Origin of the sequence: Nocardia sp. CDC153 (assembly GCF_035818515.1) — a bacterium.
Taxonomy (GTDB): Bacteria; Actinomycetota; Actinomycetes; order Mycobacteriales; family Mycobacteriaceae; genus Nocardia.
This window is the reverse complement of sequence record NZ_JAYKYU010000002.1, coordinates 122,914-146,347: the sequence shown is the minus strand read 5'-3', so window position 1 is coordinate 146,347 and position 23,434 is coordinate 122,914. Positions and strand designations below refer to the sequence as shown.

At 70.7% G+C, this 23,434-nt stretch carries 6 protein-coding genes and 1 pseudogene (1 of these 7 cut by a window edge); 5 read left to right on the top strand and 2 right to left on the bottom strand.

The features are described from left to right. Position 1: 1 nt before the first annotated feature. Positions 2–523: a PadR family transcriptional regulator gene (locus tag VMT65_RS08810; protein WP_326307560.1), complete on the bottom strand. Its 522-nt coding sequence runs from the start codon at positions 521–523 to the stop codon at positions 2–4. A 98-nt stretch (positions 524–621) separates the two neighbouring features. Here VMT65_RS08810 and VMT65_RS08805 point away from each other — a divergent pair, with 98 nt between their 5' ends. Both VMT65_RS08805 and VMT65_RS08800 read left to right on the top strand, forming a co-directional pair. Beyond that, entirely contained in the window at positions 622–882 is a 261-nt protein-coding gene (locus VMT65_RS08805) for a hypothetical protein (RefSeq protein WP_326307559.1), read from the top strand. A gap of 26 nt (positions 883–908) precedes the next feature. Continuing rightward, positions 909–2,210, top strand: coding sequence for a carotenoid oxygenase family protein (locus VMT65_RS08800; protein WP_326307558.1), 1,302 nt, complete (start codon positions 909–911; stop codon positions 2,208–2,210). Between the two features lie 9 nt (positions 2,211–2,219). Here the strand turns inward: VMT65_RS08800 and VMT65_RS08795 are convergent, their stop codons facing one another. Continuing rightward, complete coding sequence (locus VMT65_RS08795; protein ID WP_326307557.1) at positions 2,220–3,530, bottom strand: S1 family peptidase; 1,311 nt, start codon at positions 3,528–3,530, stop codon at positions 2,220–2,222. 543 nt (positions 3,531–4,073) lie between these two features. Here VMT65_RS08795 and VMT65_RS08790 point away from each other — a divergent pair. The 3 genes and pseudogenes from VMT65_RS08790 to VMT65_RS08780 all read left to right on the top strand — a co-directional run. Continuing rightward, positions 4,074–5,288 (top strand): FAD-dependent oxidoreductase, encoded by a 1,215-nt coding sequence (locus tag VMT65_RS08790; RefSeq protein WP_326307556.1) that lies wholly within the window; start codon positions 4,074–4,076, stop codon positions 5,286–5,288. Positions 5,289–5,345: 57 nt separating this feature from the next. Beyond that, complete coding sequence (locus VMT65_RS08785; RefSeq protein ID WP_326307555.1) at positions 5,346–21,404, top strand: type I polyketide synthase; 16,059 nt, start codon at positions 5,346–5,348, stop codon at positions 21,402–21,404. After that, positions 21,401–23,434: pseudogene (locus VMT65_RS08780) on the top strand (type I polyketide synthase); its annotated part runs 16,593 nt beyond the window's last position; the annotation flags it as partial. The gene VMT65_RS08785 and the pseudogene VMT65_RS08780, both read left to right, overlap by 4 nt.

Sequence of the window (23,434 nt, the reverse complement as noted above, 5' to 3'; positions counted from 1 at the left end):
GCTAGTCCTCGGGTGGGAGTTGTTCGATCGCCCAGCGGGCCCATTCGCGGTTCGTGGCGGTGAGGCGCTCGCCGTATTCCAGGGCGATGCGACCGTAGCGGGAGAGATTGCTGTCGTCCCAATCGATTTGGCGTTCCAGCTCGGTCAGTTCCTCGTGGGCCGCGGAGGACCGCTCTTCCATGTCGGCCAGGTAGGCGAGGGCTTGGTCGCGGGGGACGACGCCGAGGAAGAAGATGCGGAGCAGGGCCTCGTTGCGCACCACCGGTTTCGGCTTGGTCGTCGTCAACCAGGTGCGCAGGTCGTCGAGCCCGGCGGCGGTGAGGGTGTATTCCTTGCGGCCGCGTGGCCCTTCGTCGCTGATCTCGATGAGACCGGTGTCGGCGAGTTTGGTGAGCTCGGTATAGATCTGGCTCTGCGTCGCGGGCCAGACATTGGCCAGCGAGTGCTTGAAGGTTCGCAGCAGGTCGTAGCCGCTGGCGGGGCCGTCGGACAGCAGACCGAGCAGGGCGTACCGGAGACTCATGCGGATCACCTTACATTCCACTATTGACATGTCGGTATAGGAGGCTCAGTCTTGGACATGTCAGAACTGGAATGTGCTGTCGCCGAGGAGTTCTCGCCGTGTCCTATCTCCGGACCTTCGCCCCCTGGATCGTCCGGGAGTTCTGGGACCAGCCGCTGTTCATCCGGACCGCCTACGTGCTCACCTCGGTGTGGGCGGCGAGCTTCGTGATCGCCTGTGTCGTCCTCGCCGCGCTGGCCCACGGCTCGGCCGGGCCGCGGGTGACCGCGCAGGTGCTGGCCTTCGTCATCCCCGTCGTCTTCACGATCCGCTATGTCGCTCACATCCAGGGCAAGGCCCGCGCCGCGCTCGCGGATTAGCACTCGCCCGAAGTTAGGAACCGATCATGACCGTCCCGCATCTCACCGGGAACTACGCACCCGTCACCGAGGAAGTGACCGCCTACGAATTGCCTTGCACCGGAACGATTCCGGACGAGCTGAGCGGCTGGTACCTGCGCAACGGACCCAACCCGCACGCCGGTGCGTCAGCGCATTGGTTCCTCGGCGACGGCATGGTGCACGGCGTCCGTGTCGAGGGTGGCCGCGCGGTGTCGTACCGCAATAGATGGGTGCGCACCAGCACGTTCACCGACAACGCGCCGATGTTCGATGCCCAGGGCAACCGGGATTACGCGGCGGGTGTGGCGAATACGCATGTGGTCCGGCACGCCGGACGCACCCTCGCCCTCGTGGAATCCTCGTTCCCCTACGAGATCACCTGCGAGCTGGACACCGTCGGGCCGCACGATTTCGACGGCAAGCTGACCACCGCCATGACCGCGCATCCGAAGACCTGCCCCACCACCGGTGAACTGCACTTCTTCGGCTACGACTTCCTCGAGCCGTACCTGACCTACCATCGCGCCGACGCCGCGGGCAATCTCGAGATCAGCCGCCCGATCGACGTCCCCGCCGCCACCATGCACCACGACTTCGTCTTGACCGCAGCGCATGTCGTCTTCATGGACCTGCCGGTGCTCTTCGACGCCGCGACCGCCATGTCCGGCGCGGGTCTGCCCTTCCGCTGGAGCGACGACTACCAGGCCCGCCTCGGCGTGCTGCGCCGCGATGACCCGTTCGGCGCCGTCCGCTGGTTCCCGATCGACCCGTGCTACGTCTTCCACACCCTGAACGCCCACGAGGACGGCGACCGCATCGTCGTCTACGTCATGCGCTATTCGAGCATGTGGCGCACCGATTCCCGCACCTTCGACGAGGGCGCGACCCTGTGGCGCTGGACCATCGATCTCACCACCGGAACCGTCCGCGAGGAGCAACTCGACGACCGCGCCGCCGAATTCCCCCGCATCGACGACCGCCTCGCCGGACTCGACTGCCGCTACGGCCACGTGGTGACTGCCTCCGACGGTGGGGGCACGCTCCTGCGCTACGACCTGCACACCGGCAGCGGCGCGGCCCACGAATTCGGCCCCGGCCGTATCCCGTCGGAGGCGTCCTTCGTCCCCGCCGACGAAACCCCCGGCGGGGACGGCTATCTCATGACCTACGTCTACGACCAGTCCGAGGACCGCAGCGATCTGGTCATTCTCGACGCCTCGGACTTGTCCGCACCGCCAACGGCCACGATCCGACTACCGCGCCGCGTTCCCTACGGCTTCCACGGCAACTGGCTGCCCGATCACTGACTCGTTCGGCTAGCTGGTGCGCAGGTGCAGGCCCGGATTCGCCGCGAGCACGGCGTCGATCGGCTGGGAAGTGAGGATGTCGTTGGCGGCGCACTGATGATTCTTGCTGGTGCCGCCGCTGACCAGGCCGAGTGCCTTGGTCCCGCTGAGGACCGACCCGCCGCTGTCGCCCTGCACACTGCAGGTGGTCACCGTGAAGAAGCCCTCGACCTGCACCTTCCGGTCCGTGCCCGGCAGACCTCCCTCCTCGAAGGTCTGGCCGACCATATCGACCGTGCCGCAGGTGTATCCGGTGATCGCACCGGATTTGCACGCGGGCATGCCGGTGACCGGGCTGGCGACACCGTCGATGGCGATCGTCGCGGCTGCCGCGGTCGTCTCGACGCCGATGCCCTGCGCCGGGAGGCTGCTGCCCGAGGACAGGTGCTCGGTCTTGGTGCTGCTCGAGCTGCCGCTCGATGACGAACCGCCGCCGGGGGTGGGAGAGGTCGGGGCGTCGGGTGCGGGTCCGGGCTTCTCCGACGGACCGGCGACGACCAGATTGTTGCGGAAGCGCGCGACCTGGTCGGGGTTGAACCGCAGGATCGAGTAGTCGTGCGGCCCGAACTCCGTCGTCCCGAAATAGCCCAGTTCGTCGCCGAGACCGTCGGCGGCGTAGTCGTAAATCTTGTGCGGCTCGGTGGTTTTCGCTGCGGGATCGACCAGATTGTTCGGATCGCAGTGCCCGGCCGAAATCGCCACGTCGTGTCCGTCGGCATCGGTCGCGTTGAATCCCAACGAGCAGTTGCCGTAATGCGTCGCGTCGAAGCCGATGCCATAGGGCTGGCCGCCCTTGAACGGTTCGCCGGGCGCGGCGACCGTCACCGGAATCTCCGAATCATCCGTGGATGGCCCGGTCCGCGGAGGCTGGGCGTCGATCCAGCGCCGTACCGCCGCCCGCCGCTGCTGTAGGGCGGCCGTACTGGACCCGACCCGAACCACTTCGAACCCGGCCTTGCGCGCGGCATCGGTGGCGGCGTCGAGTCCCGTGCCGTCGCTCAGTGACACCAGTGCCCGCGCACCGTCCATCCGCACCCCGGCGAACACCATCGGATACGCCACGCGGGCGAGCTTCTCGAAGTCGGCCAGCCGCTGCGAGGTCGCGGCCCGGGACAGATACTCCGCCATCTCGATGTGCAGATCGCGGCGGACCGCGGCCGCCAGATCGGTCGTCACCCCGTCCGGATTCGGATCGACCGGTGCCGCCCCCGATATCGGCATGACGGCGGTGAACATGGCCGCGCAGCACGCGCACAGCGAAACGACTTTGGCCCGACCCATTTTCGCCTCTCCCAGGATCAGATGTGCGATGGACACCAACTCCGAACAGGCGTTATACCGATCATGAATGCTAGTCCACCGTCGCATCGAAGCGGGCGAATCGGACTTCGAGCATGTCGCGGATCGGGAGGTTGGCTACGAATGAGTCAACGAGATCGCCGACCTGTCGTGCCCGAGGGGCATCAGGGGGTGTGAAACATGTTGCGGTGCACCACTCTTGGTCGAGGGGGCTGGGCACATTGCCGCTGGACGAGTGTTCAGTTTAATCAATCTGCTTCAGGGGAGCGCGTGGTGAGGACTCGCCTTGCGCATATTGTTCAGCCGCAACGGATTTGATTGACACGCTTCGAACGGGGTGATTAGGCTCACTTTTTGTTCGCGCGGCTCAATCGTTCGAGCGCGTACGTGCGCGCCGGCCGGCCGGGTCGCGGCCGTTGACGAATCATGTTCCCTACCAGGGCAATTCGAAAGACGGGTGGCGGCCACGAGCCGCCATGGAGCACGGCGTCCACATGTTCGACCGCATTCCCGTTAGGAGCGCGAATGACCCGCGCACTCATCATCGGGTCCGGCGTCGCCGGTCCGGTGCTATCGATGGCATTACAGCAGGCCGACATCGAATCCCGGATTTTCGAGGGTGATGCGGCCGGGGTCGGGGAGGACGGCTCCTGGCTGAACTTTCAGTCCGCCAACGGGATCGACGCCCTGCGCGCCATCGACGCCGCGGGACCGGTGGAGAAGCTCGGCTACGAGGTCGAGACCATGAGTTTCGCCAACAGCCGCGGCCGGTCCCTGGGCCGCATGCCGATACCGGCCCGGCCCGACGGCCTGAAATCCATGATGGTGCCGCGCGCGGCCCTGCGGGAAGCGCTCGACGGCACCGCCCGTGAACGCGGCATCGCGGTCGAGTACGGCAAGACGCTGCGTGACGTGGTGCGACTACCCGGCGGGGGCGTACAGGCGGTCTTCGCCGACGGCTCCACCGCCGACGGCGATCTCCTGATCGGTTGTGACGGTGTGCATTCCACCGTGCGCACCCTGATCGACCCGGACGCTCCCGCACCCGGCCCGGTGCCGGTCCTGACCACCGGCGGCTACATCCCCGACTTCACCATCGCCGCCCCCGAGCGCGATCTGCACATCAACCTCGGCACGCGCTGCTCCTTCGCCTGGTTGCGCACCCCGGACGGCGGCACGGCCTGGTTCGCCAACCCGCCCAAGACCGGCGACACCCCCGACGGCGTCCTGTCCGACGGCGACGACGCCGCGCTGCGCCGCTGGCTGCACGAGATCATGGCCGGGGAGACCGCGCTCGCGCACGACATCGTCGACGCTGCGCCCGCGCCCCTGTTCGGCTGGTCCAGCTACACCCTGCCGGTGGCTCGCCGCTGGCACGACAACCACGGCATGGTGATCATCGGCGATGCCGCCCATGTCACCTCGCCCACCGCGGGTCAGGGCCTGGCCCTCGCCATCGAGGACGCCGTCGTCCTCGCGCAATGCCTGCGCGACTGCCCCGATGTGCCCACCGCGTTCACCACCTTCGAGGCCCTGCGCCGCGACCGCGTGACGAAGATCGTCAAGCACGGCCGCAATCCCGAGCCGCCCGGCGCGATCGGCCGCTTCCTGCGGGATCTGATGATGCCCGTCATTCTCGGTAAGACCGCCAAAGACGGTGGTAAATCGCTGATGTGGATACAGGGACACCACATCGACTTCGACGCGCGCGTCATACCCGTCACCCGCTCCGATTCCTGATTCCCGAATCCGGCCACTCGCGCTGATCGAAGCGTCCACGACGAGGTCTCACACACCATGCTCTCCGACCCCATTGCGGTCGTCGGTGCCTCCTGCCGTTTTCCGGGGGCGTCGCGACCTGCCGAATTCTGGCGTCTGCTGCGTACCGGCGGCGACGCGGTAACCGACATCCCGGCCGACCGCCGACACCCCGCCCTCGCCGGAACGCGTGGCGGATTCCTCACCGGCACAGGCGAATTCGACGCGGACTTCTTCGGGATCTCCGCCCGCGAGGCCGCCGCCATGGACCCGCAACAGCGACTGATGCTGGAACTGGGCTGGGAGGCCCTCGAGGACGCGCGCCTGGTGCCCGCCCGGCTGACCGCCACGGCGACCGGCGTCTTCGTCGGCGCGATCTCCGACGATTACGCCACCCTCGCGCAGCGCCACGGCGTCGTCGGCCAGCACTCGCTGACCGGGACCAATCGGGGACTGATCGCCAACCGGCTGTCGTATGTGCTGGGTCTGCGCGGCCCGAGCCTGACGGTCGATGCGGCACAGGCGGCCTCGCTGGTCGCCGTGCATCTGGCAGTGGAGAGCCTGCGCCGCGGGGAGTCGGAGCTCGCGCTGGCCGGCGGCGTGCAGCTCAACCTCGCGCCGGAGAGCACCCTGCGCGTGGACCGTTTCGGCGGGCTGTCCCCGGACGGGACGTGCTACGTCTTCGACGCGCGTGCCAATGGTTTCGTCCGCGGCGAGGGCGGCGGCCTGGTCGTGCTCAAGCGACTCGCCGACGCCCTCGCCGACGGCGACCGGATCTACTGCGTGATCCACGGCAGCGCCGTCAACAATGACGGCGGCGGGGCCACGCTGACCGCACCGAACGAGCTCGCGCAGCAGGAACTGCTGCGGGCCGCCTACCGCGAGGCGGGGGTGGACCCGGCCCTGGTGGACTACGTCGAATTGCACGGCACCGGAACCCGGATCGGCGACCCGATCGAGGCCGCGGCGCTGGGTGCGGTGATCGGCGCGGCCCGACGCGGCGGGGCACCGCTGGCCGTCGGTTCGGTGAAGACCAATATCGGGCACCTGGAGGGCGCGGCGGGCATCGCCGGATTGCTGAAAGCCGTTCTGAGCGTTCATCATCGCGTGCTGCCCGCCAGCCTCCACTTCGCCACCCCCAACCCGGACATCCCGCTGGACGCCCTGAACCTGCGGGTCCAGCAGACCACCGCGGAGTGGACGGCGACGCGGCCGCGGGTGGCCGGGGTCAGCTCCTTCGGTGTCGGCGGCACGAACTGCCATGTCGTGCTGGCCGAGCACGTGCCCGCCGAGCATCCGCGACCGCGGCAACCGGCGACGCCCGCGCCCGTGCTCTGGACCCTCTCCGGCCGCGACGCGAAAGCCCTGCGCGGACAGGCGGAATCACTGCGCGAACACCTGCGCGCCGATGCGAGCGCCGACGCGGCGGACATCGGATACTCCCTGGCTGCCACCCGCACCCCCTTCGCGCACCGGGCCGCGCTGATCGCGGACGATCCGCGGGCGCTGCTGGACGCCTTCGTCGACGGCGCTCCCGTCCCGGATCTGGTGCGCGGGGTGGCCGGGGACGGTACGGCGGTGTTCGTGTTCCCCGGTCAGGGCTCGCAGTGGCCCGGCATGGCCATCGAATTGGCCTCGTGCTCGGCCATTTTCGCCGATCGGCTGCAGGAGTGCGCCGACGCGCTGGCACCGCACGTCGACTGGTCGCTGCCGGAGGTCCTGCGCGACGTGCGGGCGCTCGAGCGGGTCGATGTGGTGCAGCCCGCGCTGTGGGCGGTCATGGTGTCGCTGGCGGAGCTGTGGCAATCGCTGGGTGTGACGCCGTCCGCGGTCGTCGGCCATTCACAGGGCGAGATCGCCGCGGCCTGTGTGGCGGGCGCGCTCTCGGTCACCGACGCGGCGCGCGTGGTGGCGGTGCGCAGTCGACTGCTGGCGGGGGTCGCGGGCGGCGGGGCCATGGCCTCGATCGCGCTGCCCGCCGAGCGCGTCGACCTGGGCGACGGGCTGTCCATCGCCGCGATAAACGGCCCGAATTCCGTTGTGGTTTCCGGTGTGTCCGATGCGGTGGATGCGCTGGTGGCCAGATATCAGTCCGCGGGTGTGCGGGCCCGGCGGATCGCGGTCGACTACGCGTCCCACTCGGCGCAGGTCGAGCCGATCCGAGCCGATCTGCTGGCCGAACTCTCGGATCTGCGTCCGGGCCGGGCGCAGATCCCGATGCTGTCGACCGTCACCGGGGAGTGGGTCGAGGGGACCACGCTGGACGCGGACTACTGGTATCGGAATCTGCGGGAGCCCGTCCGGCTCGACCGCGCGGTGCGCGCACTCGCCGACCGTGGGCGACGGATCTTCCTCGAGGTCGCCCCACATCCGGTGCTGGCCGGCGGGATTCAGGAAACCGCGGCCGACGCCGTCGTGGTCGAATCGCTGCGCCGCGACGACGGCGGGTGGCGGCGGTTCCTCACCTCGGTCGGTCGGGCCTGGGCACACGGCCTGGAGGTGGATCCGGAGACGCTGTTCGCGGGCACCGGGGCACGGCGGGTGGACCTGCCGACCAACGCCTTCCAACGCCGACGGTACTGGTTCGACGAGGCCGAAAACACTGCCGCCGAGGCGATCTCGGCCGTATCGCTGACGCCGGGCGCGGAGCTCGACCTGGTCCGCGCCCACGCCGCGGCCGTCCTCGGACAGCCGAACCCGGAGATCATCGATGCCGATCTCCCGTTCCGGGACCTCGGCATCGATTCGCACCTCGCGGTGGAACTGCGCAATCGACTCAGCGCCGAAACTGGACTGCCGCTGCCCGCCACGCTGCTGTTCGACCACCCCACCTGCACCGCCGTGGCCGCCTTCCTCAATGCGGAGAACACCGGTGCGGCAGGGGAATTCGTCGCGCCGGAAGCGCCGTCGGCCACCGCGCTCGAGCCGATCGCCATTGTCGCCATGAGCTGCCGCTTGCCCGGCGGCATCGATTCACCCGAACAGCTGTGGCGGCTGGTCGCCGCGGGCGGCGACGCGGTCGGCGAGTTCCCGGACGATCGCGGCTGGGACCTGGCCGGGCTGTACGACCCCGACCCGGAGCACCCAGGCACCTCCTACACCCGATTCGGCGGATTCCTCGACAGCGCAACAGAATTCGATCCGGCCTTCTTCGGCATCGCACCGCGCGAGGCGCTCGCCATGGACCCGCAACAGCGGGTACTGCTCGAGATCTCCTGGGAGGCTCTCGAACGCGCCGGTATCGACCCGGCCGCCCTGCGCGGCACCCGGACCGGCGTCTTCCTCGGCGCGATGGCACAGGACTACGGTCCGCGCCTGCACGATTCGACCGACGGCTTCGCGCTGACCGGCACGCTGACCTCGGTCGCGTCGGGTCGGCTGGCCTATGTCTACGGTCTCGAAGGGCCCGCCGTCACGGTCGACACGGCCTGTTCGTCGTCCCTGCTCGCGCTGCACCTGGCGTGTCAGTCGCTGCGGCAGGGCGAATCGTCGCTGGCGCTGGCTGGCGGCGTCACGGTCATGGCCAATCCGGGCATGTTCGTGGAGTTCTCGCGGCAGCGCGGACTCGCCCCCGACGGGCGATGCAAGGCGTTCGCGGCCGCCGCGGACGGCACGGGGTGGAGCGAAGGGGCCGGACTGCTGGTCCTGGAACGCCTCTCGGACGCGCAGCGCAACGGGCACCGCGTGCTGGCGCTGGTGCGCGGCTCGGCCGTCAATCAGGACGGCGCGTCCAACGGGCTGACCGCGCCGAACGGGCCGTCCCAGCAGCGGGTCATCCGGCAGGCGCTGGCGAATGCGGGCCTGTCGGCCGCGGAGGTGGACGCGGTCGAGGCGCACGGCACCGGGACCACGCTCGGCGATCCGATCGAGGCGCAAGCCCTGCTCGCAACCTACGGCCAGCACCGCGATCACCCACTGCGGCTGGGCTCGTTGAAATCGAATATCGGACACACCCAGGCCGCCGCCGGCGTCGCGGGCGTGATCAAGATGGTGCTGGCGCTTCAGCACGAGCTGCTGCCGAAGACCCTGCACGTGGACGCGCCGTCGCCGCATGTGGATTGGACCGCGGGCGCGGTCGAGCTGCTGACCGAACCCGTGCCCTGGCCGCGGACCGACCGCCCGCGCCGGGCCGGTGTCTCGTCCTTCGGGATCAGCGGCACCAACGCCCACGTGATCATCGAGGAGCCCGCCGCTCCCGCCGACCTGCCCGCTGACCCGGTACTACCGGTCGTGCCGTGGGTGCTGTCGGCCAAAACCGAGGCGGCGCTGCGTGATCGGGCACGGCAGCTGTGGTCGTTCGTCGATCACGAACCCGACCTGGAGCTGGCGTCCGTCGGTCGGACGCTGACGGCACGGTCGGTGTTCGATACCCGCGCGGTCGTGGTCGGGGCGGACCGCGCCGAGATGCTGGCCGCGCTGGCCGCCCTCGCCGACGCCCCGGCCGCTCCGAGAGTCGTCGACCAGAACGACAAGGTCGTGTTCGTCTTCCCCGGGCAGGGTTCGCAGTGGCCGGGCATGGCCGTGGAATTGGCCGCGCACGCACCGGTGTTCGCCGCGCGGCTCGCGGAATGCGCGGCGGCGCTGGACGAATTCGTGGACTGGTCGCTGTGGGACGTCCTCACCGACGAGGCCGCGCTGGAACGCGTCGACGTGGTCCAGCCCGCGCTGTGGGCCGTCATGGTGTCCCTGGCCGCCCTGTGGCGCTCCCACGGCATCGAACCGGCCGCGGTGGTGGGACATTCGCAGGGTGAGATCGCCGCCGCGGTGGTCGCGGGTGGGCTCTCCCTCGCCGACGGCGCGCGGGTGGTGGCCCTGCGGAGTCGGGCCCTGCTGGCGCTGTCGGGCCGCGGCGGCATGCTGTCGGTCGCGCTGTCCGCCGACACGCTGCGGTCGATGCTGGGGGAGGGGCTGTCCCTCGCCGCGGTGAACGGACCCGAATCCGTGGTGGTATCCGGGGATTCGGCCGCCCTCGACGCGCTGGAGGCGCGATGTGCGGCGGAAGGCGTTCGCGCCCGCCGGATTCCGGTGGATTACGCGTCGCACTCCGCGCACGTGGAGTCGATCCGCGCGGAGTTGGCCGAGCTGTTGTCACCGGTGCGGCCGCGCACCGGCGAGGTGCCGTTCTATTCGGCCGTCACCGGCGCGCCCATGGACACGGCTGGACTGGACGGCGAGTACTGGTACCGGAACCTGCGCGAGACGGTGCGATTCGAGCGCGCCACCGCCGCCTTGCTCGCCGACGGACACCGCGTATTCGTCGAGACCAGTACGCACCCGGTGCTGGCGGCGGCGGTCCGGGAAACCTTGGACGCCAAGGATATCGACGGCCTGGTCGCCGCGTCCCTGCGCCGTGACGACGGCGGTCTGCGCCGATTCCTGACCTCGCTGGGCGAGGTGTTCGCCGGGGGTCTCCCGGTGCGCTGGGAGTCGATGTTCCCCGGTGCCCGGCGAGTGGAGCTGCCGACGTATCCCTTCCAGCGGGAACGGTACTGGCTGACCGCGCCGCGGGAACTCGATCGAGATCGGTCGGCGTCCGAGTCGTGGCGTTACCGCGTGACCTGGAAGCGGCTGGCGCACAACGATTCTCAGGCTGGCACGTGGCTGGTGATCGCCCCGCCCGACGAGAACGAAATCACCGCCGGATTGTCCGAACGCGGAGCTCGCGTGCTGCGCGTCGCGCCCGGCGACGACCTGACCGCCGAACTCGCCGGGATCGGCCCGGTCGACGCGGTGCTGTCGCTGCTGGCGCTGGACGCCGAACCACACCCGCGATACCCGGCCGTGCCCCGCGGCTACGCGATGACCCTGGCGTTGATCCAAGCCTTGGGCGCGGCGGGCGTCGAGGCCCCGCTGTGGTGCGTCACTCGGGGTGCGGTGTCGGTGTCGGACGAAGACGTCCAGCCCGCACAGGCCCTGTGGTGGGGACTGGGAAGGGTTGCGGCGCTGGAGCTTCCCGACCGCTGGGGCGGATTGATCGACCTGCCCGAGCGGTGGGACGAGTCGATTCCGCAGTCCATCGCCTCGGTCGTCGCCGGAGCCGAGGATCAGGTCGCCATACGTCCGAACGGAGTGTTCGGCCGCAGGCTGGTCCGCGCTCCGCTGCCGCTCACCGCACTCGACGGCTGGCGTCCGTCGGGAACCGTCCTGGTCACGGGCGGAACCGGGGCGCTGGGCGCGCATACGGCGCGATGGCTGGCCGCCGGTGGGGCCGAGCATGTGGTCTTGGCGAGCCGACGTGGACCGCGGGCCGAGGGCGTCGACGAACTCACGGCCGAACTGCGTGAACTCGGTGCCCGGGTCACGGTCCGCGCCTGCGATGTGGCCGATCGAGCGGCGCTGGCCGATTTGCTCGCGAGCCTGCCCGTCCTGGATGCGGTGGTGCACACCGCGGCCGTGCTCGACGACGGCGTGATCGAGTCGCTGAGTGTCGAGCAGGTCGATCGGGTGTTGCGGGTCAAGGCGCGGGCGGCGTGGGACCTGCACGAGTTGACCGCGGACCGGAATCTGTCGGCGTTCGTGCTGTTCTCGTCGTTGGCCGGGGTGGTCGGGACACCGGGCCAGGGCAACTACGCGCCCGGCAATGCCTACCTGGACGCTCTGGCGAGCCACCGCCGATCGCTGGGCCTGCACGCCACGGCCATCGCCTGGGGACCCTGGGCCGGAGAAGGCATGGGGCAGGGGGAATTCGGGGTCGTCGCACGTCGACACGGCGTGCCGATGCTGCCGCCCCGGGCTGCGCTGCGCGCGCTGGAGCAGTCGCTGCTGCGCGCGGAATCCGGTGTCCTGGTGGCCGATATCGACTGGGACCGTTTCGGTGTCGCTTTCACCGCCACCCGGCCCAGCCCGCTGCTGAGCGAACTGATCCCCGCGCTCGAGACACCCGTGACCGCGCACGAGGCGCGGCCGCTGCTGGAGGTCGTGCGCCAGCAGGTCGCGACTGTCCTGGGATACGCCGACGCCGAATCGGTGCCCGCCGACAAGGTCTTCAAGGACCTCGGCCTGGACTCGGTGACCGCGGTGGATCTGCGCAACCGCCTCGTCGCGGCGACCGGTCAGCGGCTACCGGCCACGGCCATCTACGACTACCCGACCGCGCGGTCACTCGCCGAATTCCTCGGCGGCACAGGCGAAACGACGACCCCGGAAGCGGCGGCGGCCACCGATGACGAGCCGATCGCCATAGTCGGCATGGCCTGCCGGTTCCCCGGCGGGGTGCGCTCACCCGAGGACCTGTGGCGCCTGGTGCTCGACGGACGCGAGGTCGTCTCCGGTTTCCCGGCCGATCGCGGCTGGGATGTGGACCGGCTGGCCGAGTCCGGCCGCCTCACCACCAGGTCCGGCGCATTCCTCAGCGACGCAACCGAATTCGACGCCGAGTTCTTCGGCATCATGCCGCGCGAGGCCGTCGCCATGGACCCCCAGCAGCGGCTGCTGCTCGAAACCGCGTGGGAAGCCTTCGAGCGGACCGGCATCGATCCGAGCTCGCTGCGCGGCCGGGCGGTCGGCGTGTACGCGGGGACCAACGGCCAGGACTACGGCGCGGTGCTGCGCTCCGACGGCGGCGACCGATTCGACGGCTACCTGGCCACCGGAACTTCGGCGGCGGTGCTGTCCGGGCGGCTGGCCTACACCTTCGGATTCGAGGGCCCCGCCGTCACCGTCGACACCGCGTGCTCGTCCTCGCTGGTGGCACTGCATTTGGCGGCCGAGGCCCTGCGCAAGGGCGAGTGCGCGCTGGCGGTCGCGGGCGGCGTCACCGTCATGTCCACCCCCGATCTGTTCGTCGAGTTCTCCCGCCAGGGCGGGCTCGCCCCCGACGGCCGCTGTAAACCGTTCTCCGCGAACGCGGACGGCACAGCCTGGGGTGAGGGCGTCGGCGTGCTGATCGTGGAACGGCTGTCGGACGCGCGCCGCCACGGACATCCGGTGCTGGCGGTGCTGCGCGGCTCCGCGGTCAATCAGGACGGCGCGTCGAACGGTCTGACCGCGCCGAACGGGCCGTCGCAGCAGCGGGTCATCCGCACGGCCCTGGCGACCGCGCGACTGTCGGTGCGCGACGTCGACGCGGTCGAAGCGCACGGCACCGGAACGACATTGGGCGATCCCATCGAGGCGCAGGCGCTGCTGACCACCTACGGGCAGGATCGCGACCGGCCGCTGTGGCTGGGCTCGATCAAATCGAATATCGGCCATACCCAGGCCGCCGCGGGCGTGGCCGGGGTGATCAAGATGGTCATGGCCATGCGCCACGGCATCCTGCCCGCCACCCTGCACGCCGATACGCCCACACCGCACGTGGACTGGTCCGAGGGCGCGGTCGCGCTGCTCACCGCGGCGCAGGCGTGGCCGGAGGCGAATCGGCCGCGGCGCGTGGGTATTTCGGCGTTCGGGATCAGCGGCACCAACGCGCATGTGATTCTGGAGGCGGACCCGGCCGAGACGCCATCCGAGCCGGAACCCGGTCCGGGGCTCATCGCGGAAACCGAAGTCGCCGCGGTCGTGCCGTGGGTGCTGTCGGGCAAGGGCCACCACGCGATTCGGGCGCAGGCGGCGCGCTTGCTCGAAGCTATGGAATCCGGCGAACAGTCGCCGGTGGACATCGCGTTCTCGCTGGCGACGACGCGTGCCGCGCTCGAGGACCGCGCGGTCGTCCTGGGCGCAGACCGGGCCGATTTGCTCGCGGGTCTGCGGGCCTTGGCGCACGGAACCCCCTCGGCGCGAGTCGTCGCGGGTACGGCCGTCGAGGGCAAACTGGCCTTCCTGTTCTCCGGCCAGGGCTCGCAACGGCTGGGCATGGGCCGCGAGCTCTACGCGGCCTTCCCTGGCTTCGCTCGGGCCTTCGACGACGTGTGCGCGGCGGTGGATTTACCACTGCGACAGGTGCTGTGGGGTGAGGATGCCGAGCTGCTGAACCGGACCGACTTCGCGCAGGCCGGGCTGTTCGCCCTCGAGGTGGCGCTGTTCCGGTTGTTCGAAGGCTGGGGCGTGTACCCGGACTTCTTGCTCGGCCATTCGATCGGCGAGCTGGCGGCCGCGCATATCGCCGGTGCGCTGTCCCTGCCGGACGCGGCCGCACTGGTGACGGCGCGCGGACGGTTGATGCGGGCGCTGCCCGCCGGTGGCGTCATGGTCGCCGTGGCGGCATCCGAGGACGAACTGCGACCGCTATTGGTGGCCGGGGTGAGCATCGCCGCGATCAACGGCCCGAACGCGATCGTGCTGTCCGGTGACGAGGATGCCGTGTGGTCGGTGGTCGGTGACCGGAAAGCCAAGCGGCTGCGGGTATCCCACGCCTTCCACTCCGCGCGCATGGAACCGATGCTCGACGAGTTCCGGCGGGTGGCCGCGGGCCTGTCCTACCAGCCTCCGCGAATTCCGGTGGTGTCCAATGTGACCGGGCAGCCGGTCGAGCACTACGACGCCGAATACTGGGTGCGGCACGCGCGGGAGGCGGTGCGATTCGCCGACGGCATGCGATGCCTGGCCGATCTGGGCGTGACCACGTTCCTCGAGCTCGGTCCCGATGGCACGCTCGCCGCCATGGGCCGCGACTGCGTGCCCGAGGCCGGTTTCACCCCCGCGCTGCGCAAGGACCGTGACGAGTCCGAAGCGGTGATGTCCGCCGTGGCGCAGCTCTATATACGCGGGATCGGCCCGGACTGGGCGGCCATGTTGCCGGGCGCACGCGTCGTGGGCCTGCCGACCTACGCCTTCCAGCGTCGGCGGTATTGGCCGGTGAGCGCGGAGTCGCCCGTCGACTCGCTGCTGTACGGGATCGACTGGTGGCCGCTGCCCGACACGGGCGTACCGGCGCTCACCGGCACCTGGCTCGTGGTCGGCCCGGCCGAGACGGACCTGACCGAGACCTGCGCGAAAACACTGGAACGTCACGGCGCGACCGTTCGCATCGTGAGTACGGCCGCGGAGATTCGCGGCCTCGCCGCCGACGGTGTGCTGTCACTGGCGGCCTTGAACGAGACGCGGGCGGTCGCCGACACACTGGCCCTGCTGGCGTCCACGACCACGGGACCGCTGTGGTGCCTCACTCGCGGCGCTGTCTCCATCGATGCCGCCGATCGACTGGAAAGCCCTGCGCAAGCGCAGATCTGGGGACTGGGCCGAGCGGCGGCCCTCGAACACCCGACCCGCTGGGGCGGCCTGATCGATCTGCCCGAGGAGTTCGACGAATCGGCCCAAGACCGCCTGGTCCAGGTGCTCTCCGGCGCGGCCGGGGACGATCAGGTGGCGCTGCGCGGGTCCGGCCTGTACGGACGCCGCCTGACCCGGACAACGCGAAAGACCTTGGCCCCCACCACGTGGCGGCCGCGCGGCACCGTCCTGATCACCGGCGGCACCGGTGCGCTCGGCGCACACGTCGCGCGCTGGCTGGCCCGCAATGGCGCGCGGCAGCTCGTGCTCACCTCGCGGCGCGGCCCCGCCGCGCCCGGCGCGACCGACCTGATCGCCGAGCTGACCGCACTGGGAGCGACGGCCACCGTCGTCGCCTGCGATGTCGCCGACCGCGCGGCCTTGGCGGCGGTACTGGCCGAGCATCCGGCCGACGCCGTCGTCCACGCCGCCGGACTGAGCCATATCGCGCCCCTCGCGGGCACCACACCGGACGAGGTGGCCGCCATCGCGGCCGGAAAGGTGCTGGGCGCACGGCATCTCGACGAACTGCTCGGCGACCGCGACCTCGACGCCTTCGTGCTGTTCTCCTCCGTCTCCGCGGTCTGGGGCGTCGGCGGGCTGGGCGCGTACGCGGCCGGGAACGCCTACCTGGACGCCCTGGCCCAGCAGCGCCGGGCTCGCGGACGCACCGCCACCTCCATCGCTTGGGGACCCTGGGACGACGGCGGCATGGTCGAAGCGCAAGGCGAACGAGACCCCTTGCGGCGGCGCGGTGTTCCGGTCCTCGCCCTCGAACGGGCGCTGGCCGCACTGCAACAGGCACTCGACCACGACGATGTGACGCTCGCCGTCGCCGAGGTGGACTGGGCCCGATTCGCCCCGCTGTTCACCCTCGAACGACCCAGCCCCCTGCTGGCCGGAATCCCGGAGGCGACACCCACGCCGGAACCCGCCGCGCCGACCGCGACGGACCAGCCGGTCGCCATGGACGACAGCGCACTGCTGGATCTGGTCTGCGCCCGGGTCGCCGAGGTCGTCGGCCACACCGGCGCGGGGGCCGTCGAACCCGAAAGGTCCTTCCACGACATCGGATTCGACTCGCTGACCGCCGTCGAACTGCGCGACCGGCTCACCGCCGACAGCGGGGTGGCGCTGCCCGCGACCCTGGTCTTCGACCACCCGACCCCGCGCGCGGTCGCGGAGTATCTGGCCGGGGAGCTGCGCGGTCGACGGACACCCGTGCGCATCGACACGACAACCCTGCCCGCGGACGACGACCCGATCGTCATCGTCGGCATGAGCTGTCGCTTCCCCGGCGGCATCGCCTCGCCCGAGGATCTCTGGCAGGTCGTCAGCGACGGCGTGGACGTGGTCTCCGAATTCCCGGCCGACCGCGGCTGGGACCCGCACACCCTGCCCGACCGCCCGCGCGCCGGCGGATTCGTCCACGATGCCACCGATTTCGACGCCGACTTCTTCGGCATCTCGCCCCGCGAGGCGCTCACCATGGATCCCCAGCAGCGCCTGCTGCTGGAATCGGCGTGGGAGTTGTTCGAGCGGGCCGGAATCGATCCGGCCACCCTGCGCGGCAGCCAGACCGGCGTCTTCATCGGCGCGTCGAACTCGGAGTACGGACCCGGGCTCAGCGGTGCCGCCGACAGTGCCGAGGGCTACGCCCTGACCGGCAGCGTCACCGCGGTCGCCTCGGGCCGCCTCGCCTACACCTTCGGGCTGGAGGGACCCGCGCTCACCCTCGACACCGCCTGCTCCTCGTCCCTGGTGGCGCTGCATCTGGCCGCCCGGTCGCTGCGGCACGGCGAGTGCGCGCTGGCGGTGGTCGGCGGCGTCGCGGTGATGTCCCAGCCGGGCGCGTTCATCGACTTCGCCCGCCAGGGCGGACTGGCCGCCGACGGCCGGTGCAAGTCCTTCGCCGCCGCGGCCGACGGCACCGGATGGGCCGAAGGCGTCGGAATGCTGCTGGTGGAACGGCTTTCGGATGCGCACCGTCACGGGCACCGGGTGCTGGCGGTGGTGCGCGGGTCGGCGGTGAACCAGGACGGCGCGTCCAATGGCCTGACCGCGCCGAGCGGTCCCGCGCAACAGCGGGTCATCCGGGCCGCGCTCGCCGACGCGCGTCTCACCGCCGCCGAGGTCGACGCGGTCGAAGCGCATGGCACCGGAACGAAACTCGGTGATCCCATCGAGGCGCAGGCGCTGCTGGCCACCTACGGCCAGGATCGGGAACGGCCGCTGTGGCTGGGCTCGGTCAAGTCGAACATCGGTCACGCGCAGGCCGCGGCGGGGATGAGCGGCATCATCAAGACCGTGCTGGCATTGCGCCACGGCGTCCTGCCGCGCACCCTGCACGCCGACGAGCCGACCCCGCACGTGGACTGGTCCGCGGGTGCGATTTCGCTGCTGACCGAACAGATTCCGTGGCCGGACGCGGGACGGCCGCGCCGGGCCGGGGTGTCGGCCTTCGGGATGAGCGGCACCAATGCGCACGTCATTGTGGAGTCCTACGCGCAACGGGACGAAGGACCGGGGAATGCGGGGGAGCCGCAGCGCCTGGTGGATTCCGGCCAACAGCATGCCGGAATGACGGGTGGGAACGTTGCCTGGGTGCTGTCGGCGAAAAGCGCTGCGGCACTAGGTGAGCAGGCCGCACGCTTGCGCGCGTATGTGGAGCGGCACCCTGATCTCGACGTGGCCGATGTGGGCTGGTCGCTGGCCACCACCCGGGCCGCGCATCCGCATCGAATGGTCGTGCTCGCCGGTGACCGCGAGGAATTTCTGAAAGAACTTGCCGCACCGACCATTCGGGGCTCGGTGGTGCCCGGCAAGCTCGGATTCCTGTTCGCCGGTCAAGGCAGCCAGCGTGCCGGGATGGGGCAGGAGCTCTATGCCCACCACCCGGTGTTCGCCGCCGCGTTCGACGCGATCTGCGACCGCTTCGACCCCGCGGTGCGCGAGGTCCTCCACGGTGACGGCGCGCTGCTCGATCGCACGATGTTCACCCAAACCGGCCTGTTCGCACTGGAAGTGGCGCTCTATCGACTGCTCGAGCACTGGGGCATCGTCCCGGATCAGCTGATGGGCCACTCGATCGGCGAACTCGCCGCCGCCCATGTGGCCGGGGTGCTCTCCCTCGACGACGCGTGCACGCTGGTCGCCGCCCGCGCCCGGCTCATGCAGGCGCTGCCCGCCGGGGGAGCCATGGCCGCCATCGAGGCCACCGAGGACGAGATCGCCCCGCTGCTGTCGGAGCGGGTCGGCTTCGCGGCCCTCAATGGGCCGGAGGCGGTGGTGATCTCGGGCGACGAGGACGCGGTGGAGGAGATCACGCTGCTGTTCGAGGACGGGAAGGTCAAGCGGCTGCGGGTGAGTCACGCATTCCACTCGCATCGCATGGATCCCATGCTGGCCGAATTCCGGGAGGTCGCGGAGGCCCTGACCTACGCGCCGCCGCGAGTCCCCGTGATATCCAACCTGACCGGTGCGCCCGTGGCCGCCTACGACGCCGACTACTGGGTCCGGCACGTGCGCCAGCCCGTTCGCTTCGCCGACGGCATGCGCACCCTGGCGGAGCTGGGTGTGACCACCTTCGTGGAGCTGGGCCCGGACGCCACGGTGACCGCCATGGGCCAGGACTGCGTGCCCGAGGCAGGATTCGTGCCGCTGCTGCGGAGGCGACAGCCGGAATCGGAGGCACTGCTGACGGCGGTGGCCCACCTGCACGTGCGCGGCATCAGCCCCGACTGGCGAACCGTCCTCCGGCCCGCCCGCACGGTCGATTTGCCCACCTACCCCTTCGCACGCCAACGCTTCTGGCTCGAACCCCGCCGGGTAGCCGACCCCGTCGACGCCCGCTTCTGGGAAGCGGTGGAACACGACGACCTGGCCTTCCTCGAATCCGCGCTGCGGGTCGCGCCCGATCGTCCGCTGGCCGAGGCGCTGCCCGCCCTATCGGCCTGGCGACGTGGCCTGCGCGAGCGTTCGGCCGTGGACACCTGGCGGTACAAGGTGACCTGGAAGGCGCTCGCGCACACCGAATTCCAGCCGCTGACTGGTACCTGGCTGGTGGTATCGCCAACCGGAGCCGATTCGTGTCCCGTGGTGGACGCGCTGACCGCGCACGGGGCGAGCGTGGTCGAGATGGAACTGACGCACGCCGATCGCGAGAACCTCGCCCGGCGACTGCCCACGACACCGGTCGACGGTGTGCTGTCGCTGCTGGCGCTCGACGACCAGCCGATGCCGGAATTCCCCGCTGTCCCAGCGGGATACGCGATGACGCTCGCGCTGTGGCAGGCCCTCGGCGCCGCGGGCCTCGATGCCCCGCTGTGGTGTGCGACGTTCGGCGCGACAGCGGTGGCGGGGGAGGACGTGCGACCCGACCAGGCCCTGTTCTGGGGCCTGGGCCAAGTCGCCGCACTCGAGCACCCGGAACGGTGGGGCGGACTCCTGGACCTGCCCGCGGAAGCGGCCGGACAGCGACTGCCGGACTTTGTCGGCGAGGCATTGCCGACCGTGCTGACCGGCGCGGAAGACCAAGTCGCCGTGCGTTCCTCGGGCGTCTACGGCCGACGCCTGACCCACGGGCCCTCGACGACCGCCGCCGACGGCTGGCAGCCCGCGGGCACCGTCCTGGTGACCGGCGGCACCGGCGCATTGGGCGCGCACACCGCGCGGTGGCTGGCCGCCGCCGGAGCCGATCACCTGGTCTTGGTGAGTCGCCGGGGACCCGCGGCGGCGGGTGCGACGGAGCTGGAAGCCGAATTGCGCGCTCTCGGTGTCGATGTCACCGTGGCCGCCTGCGATGTGGCCGACCGCGCCGCACTGGCCGAATTGCTCTCGCGGCTCCCGGTGCTGGACGCGGTGGTGCACACCGCCGCGGTGCTGGACGACGCGGTGCTCGACGCGCTGACCGCGGAGCAGGTCGACCGGGTGCTGCGCGTCAAGACGCGGGCCGCGTGGCACCTGCACGAGCTGACCGCCGACCGGAATCTGTCGGCGTTCGTGCTGTTCTCGTCCCTCGCCGGGGTCGCGGGCACACCGGGCCAGGGCAACTACGCGCCCGGCAACGCCTACCTGGACGCACTGGCCCAGCATCGGCGCGCACAGGGCCTGCCCGCCACCGCCATTGCCTGGGGTCCCTGGGCGGGCGGCGGCATGGCCGACCACGAGGGCGGCGATACCGCGCGCCGCCACGGCGTGCCCGCCATGGCCCCGGAGCTCGCGCTGGCGGCGCTGCGCATGGCCCTCGCGGGCGATGAGACGACGCTGACCGTCGCCGCCATCGACTGGGATCGCTTCCTGCCCGCGTTCACCGCGACCAGGCCGAGCCCATTGCTGGCGGACCTGCCGGAGGCCCGCAAACAGCCCGCCGCAGCGAACGACGAACCGGAAACCGACGCCACCGACCTGCTGGCGCGCCTGGCGGAATCCGGTGCGGCGGAACAGCATCGGCTGCTGGTGAACCTGGTCCGCGCCCAGGTGGCGACCGTGCTCGGGCACGCCGACGCCGGTGCCATCGAATCGACCCGTCCCTTCACCGACTTCGGCTTCGACTCGGTGACGGCCATGGAATTCCGCAATCGGCTCGCCGCCGCGACCGGAGTCCGGCTGCCCGCCACGGTCGTCTTCGACCATCCGACACCGCAGGCGCTGGCCACCAACCTGCGCACGCGATTGATTCCCGAGCCGACCGATCCGGTCGCGCCGGGCCTCGACCACCTCGACACGCTGGAGCGGACCCTCGCCGCCCTCGAGCCCACGGCGGCCGAGTACGCGACGATCACGACCCGGCTCGAGGAACTGCTGGCCGCCTGGAAGCGGCACGACCGAACGCCCGACCGCGCGGCGGGCCAGGGCGATGCGGTCGACGAAATCGATTCCGCCACAGCGGAAGAACTGTTCGACATTCTCCACAGGGAATTCGGGAAATCGGTGGGTGACGTGCAATGAGCGATGAGAGCAAGCTACTCGAGCACCTCAAGTGGGCGACCGCCGAGCTGCGGCAGACCCGCCGCCAGCTGCGCGAGGCCGAGGATGCCCGGCACGAGCCGATCGCCGTGGTCGCCATGAGCTGCCGCTTTCCGGGCGGTGTCGAATCACCCGAGCAGCTCTGGGATCTCGTGGCCGCGGGCCGCGACGCGGTCGCGGACTTCCCGGTCGACCGCGGCTGGGACCTGGACGCCCTCGCCAGCACCGACCCGACCCGACCCGGCCGATCCCACACGCGCCACGGCGCTTTCGTTGCGGACGCGGCGGCATTCGATCCGAGCCTGTTCAAGATCTCGCCGCGCGAAGCGGTCCTGATGGATCCGCAGCAGCGACTGCTGCTCGAGGTCTGCTGGGAGGCGTTCGAACGGGCCGGAATCGCCCCGGACTCGGTGCGCGGCAAGGAGATCGGCGTCTTCGCGGGCACCAACGGGCAGGACTACGCGAACCTGCTGACGGCCGCGCCCCGGCTCACCGAGGGTTACCTGGCCACCGCCGCCACCGCCGCGGTGCTGTCGGGTCGCATCTCCTACACGTTCGGATTCACCGGGCCCGCGCTCACCGTGGACACCGCCTGCTCGTCCTCGCTGGTCGCCCTGCATCTCGCGGCCGAGGCGCTGCGGCGCGGCGAATGTTCGATGGCCCTGGCCGGTGGCGTGACCGTCATGACCACCCCGACCATCTTCGTGGAGTTCTCCCGCCAGGGCGGCATGGCCGCCGACGGCCGCAGCAAGGCGTTCGCCAGCGCCGCCGACGGGGTCGGCTGGGGCGAGGGCGCGGGAGTGCTGCTGCTGGAACGGCTTTCCGACGCCCGCCGCCACGGGCATCCGGTGCTGGCGGTGGTACGCGGGTCGGCCGTCAATCAGGACGGTGCGTCCAATGGGCTGACCGCCCCGAACGGGCCGTCACAGCAGCAGGTGATCCGGGCGGCGCTGGCCGACGCGCGGCTCACTGCCGCCGAGGTCGACGCGGTCGAAGCCCACGGCACGGGAACCACGCTCGGTGATCCCATCGAGGCGCAGGCACTGCTGGCCGCCTACGGCCAGGGCCGGGAACGCCCGCTGTGGCTGGGCTCGGTCAAGTCGAACATCGGTCACACCCAGGCCGCCGCGGGCGCGGCCGGTCTCATCAAGATGGTCATGGCGATTCGGCACGGCCAGTTGCCGCGCACGCTGCACGTGGACGAGCCGACCCCGCACGTGGACTGGTCCGCGGGCGCGGTGTCGCTGCTGACCGAACACCTGCCGTGGCCGCGGACCGGTGCGCCGCGCCGCGCCGGGGTGTCCTCGTTCGGCGTCAGCGGCACGAACGCGCACGTCATCCTCGAACAGGACGTTCCCGTCGCAGACGAGCGGGACGCGAGCGCCGAGACGGACGCGCCGACGACGGAAGCGCTTGTGCCGGACGCTATTCCGGTGATGCTGTCCGGCCGCACCGCCACCGCGCTGCGGGCCCAGGCCGATCGGCTGCGGTCCCATCTCACCACCCATGCGGATCTGGCGCTGCCCGACGTCGCGTTCTCCCTCGCGAGTACCCGCGCCGTGCTCGAGCACCGCGCGGTGGCGGTGGTCCGCAATCGTGCCGAACTCCTCACCGAATTGACCGCGTTGGCCGACGGCACGCCCGCGCCCGGGACGACTACGGGCGTGGTCGCCGAAGGCGGTGTCGCCTTCCTGTTCCCCGGCCAGGGTGGACAGTGGGTCGGTATGGCCGCGCGGCTGCTGGAGTCATCGCCCGTGTTCGCCGCTCGAATGGCCGAATGCGCTGCGGCCCTGGAGCCTTACGTCGACTGGCGACTGCTGGACGCGATCCACGACAGCGCACTGCTCGAGCGCGTCGATGTGGTCCAGCCGGTGCTGTTCGCGGTGATGGTGTCGCTGGCCGAGCTGTGGCGCGCCCACGGTGTGGAACCGGCTGCGGTGGTGGGGCATTCGCAGGGCGAGATCGCGGCCGCGTGTGTCGCCGGTGCCCTGAGCCTGACCGACGCGGCCAAG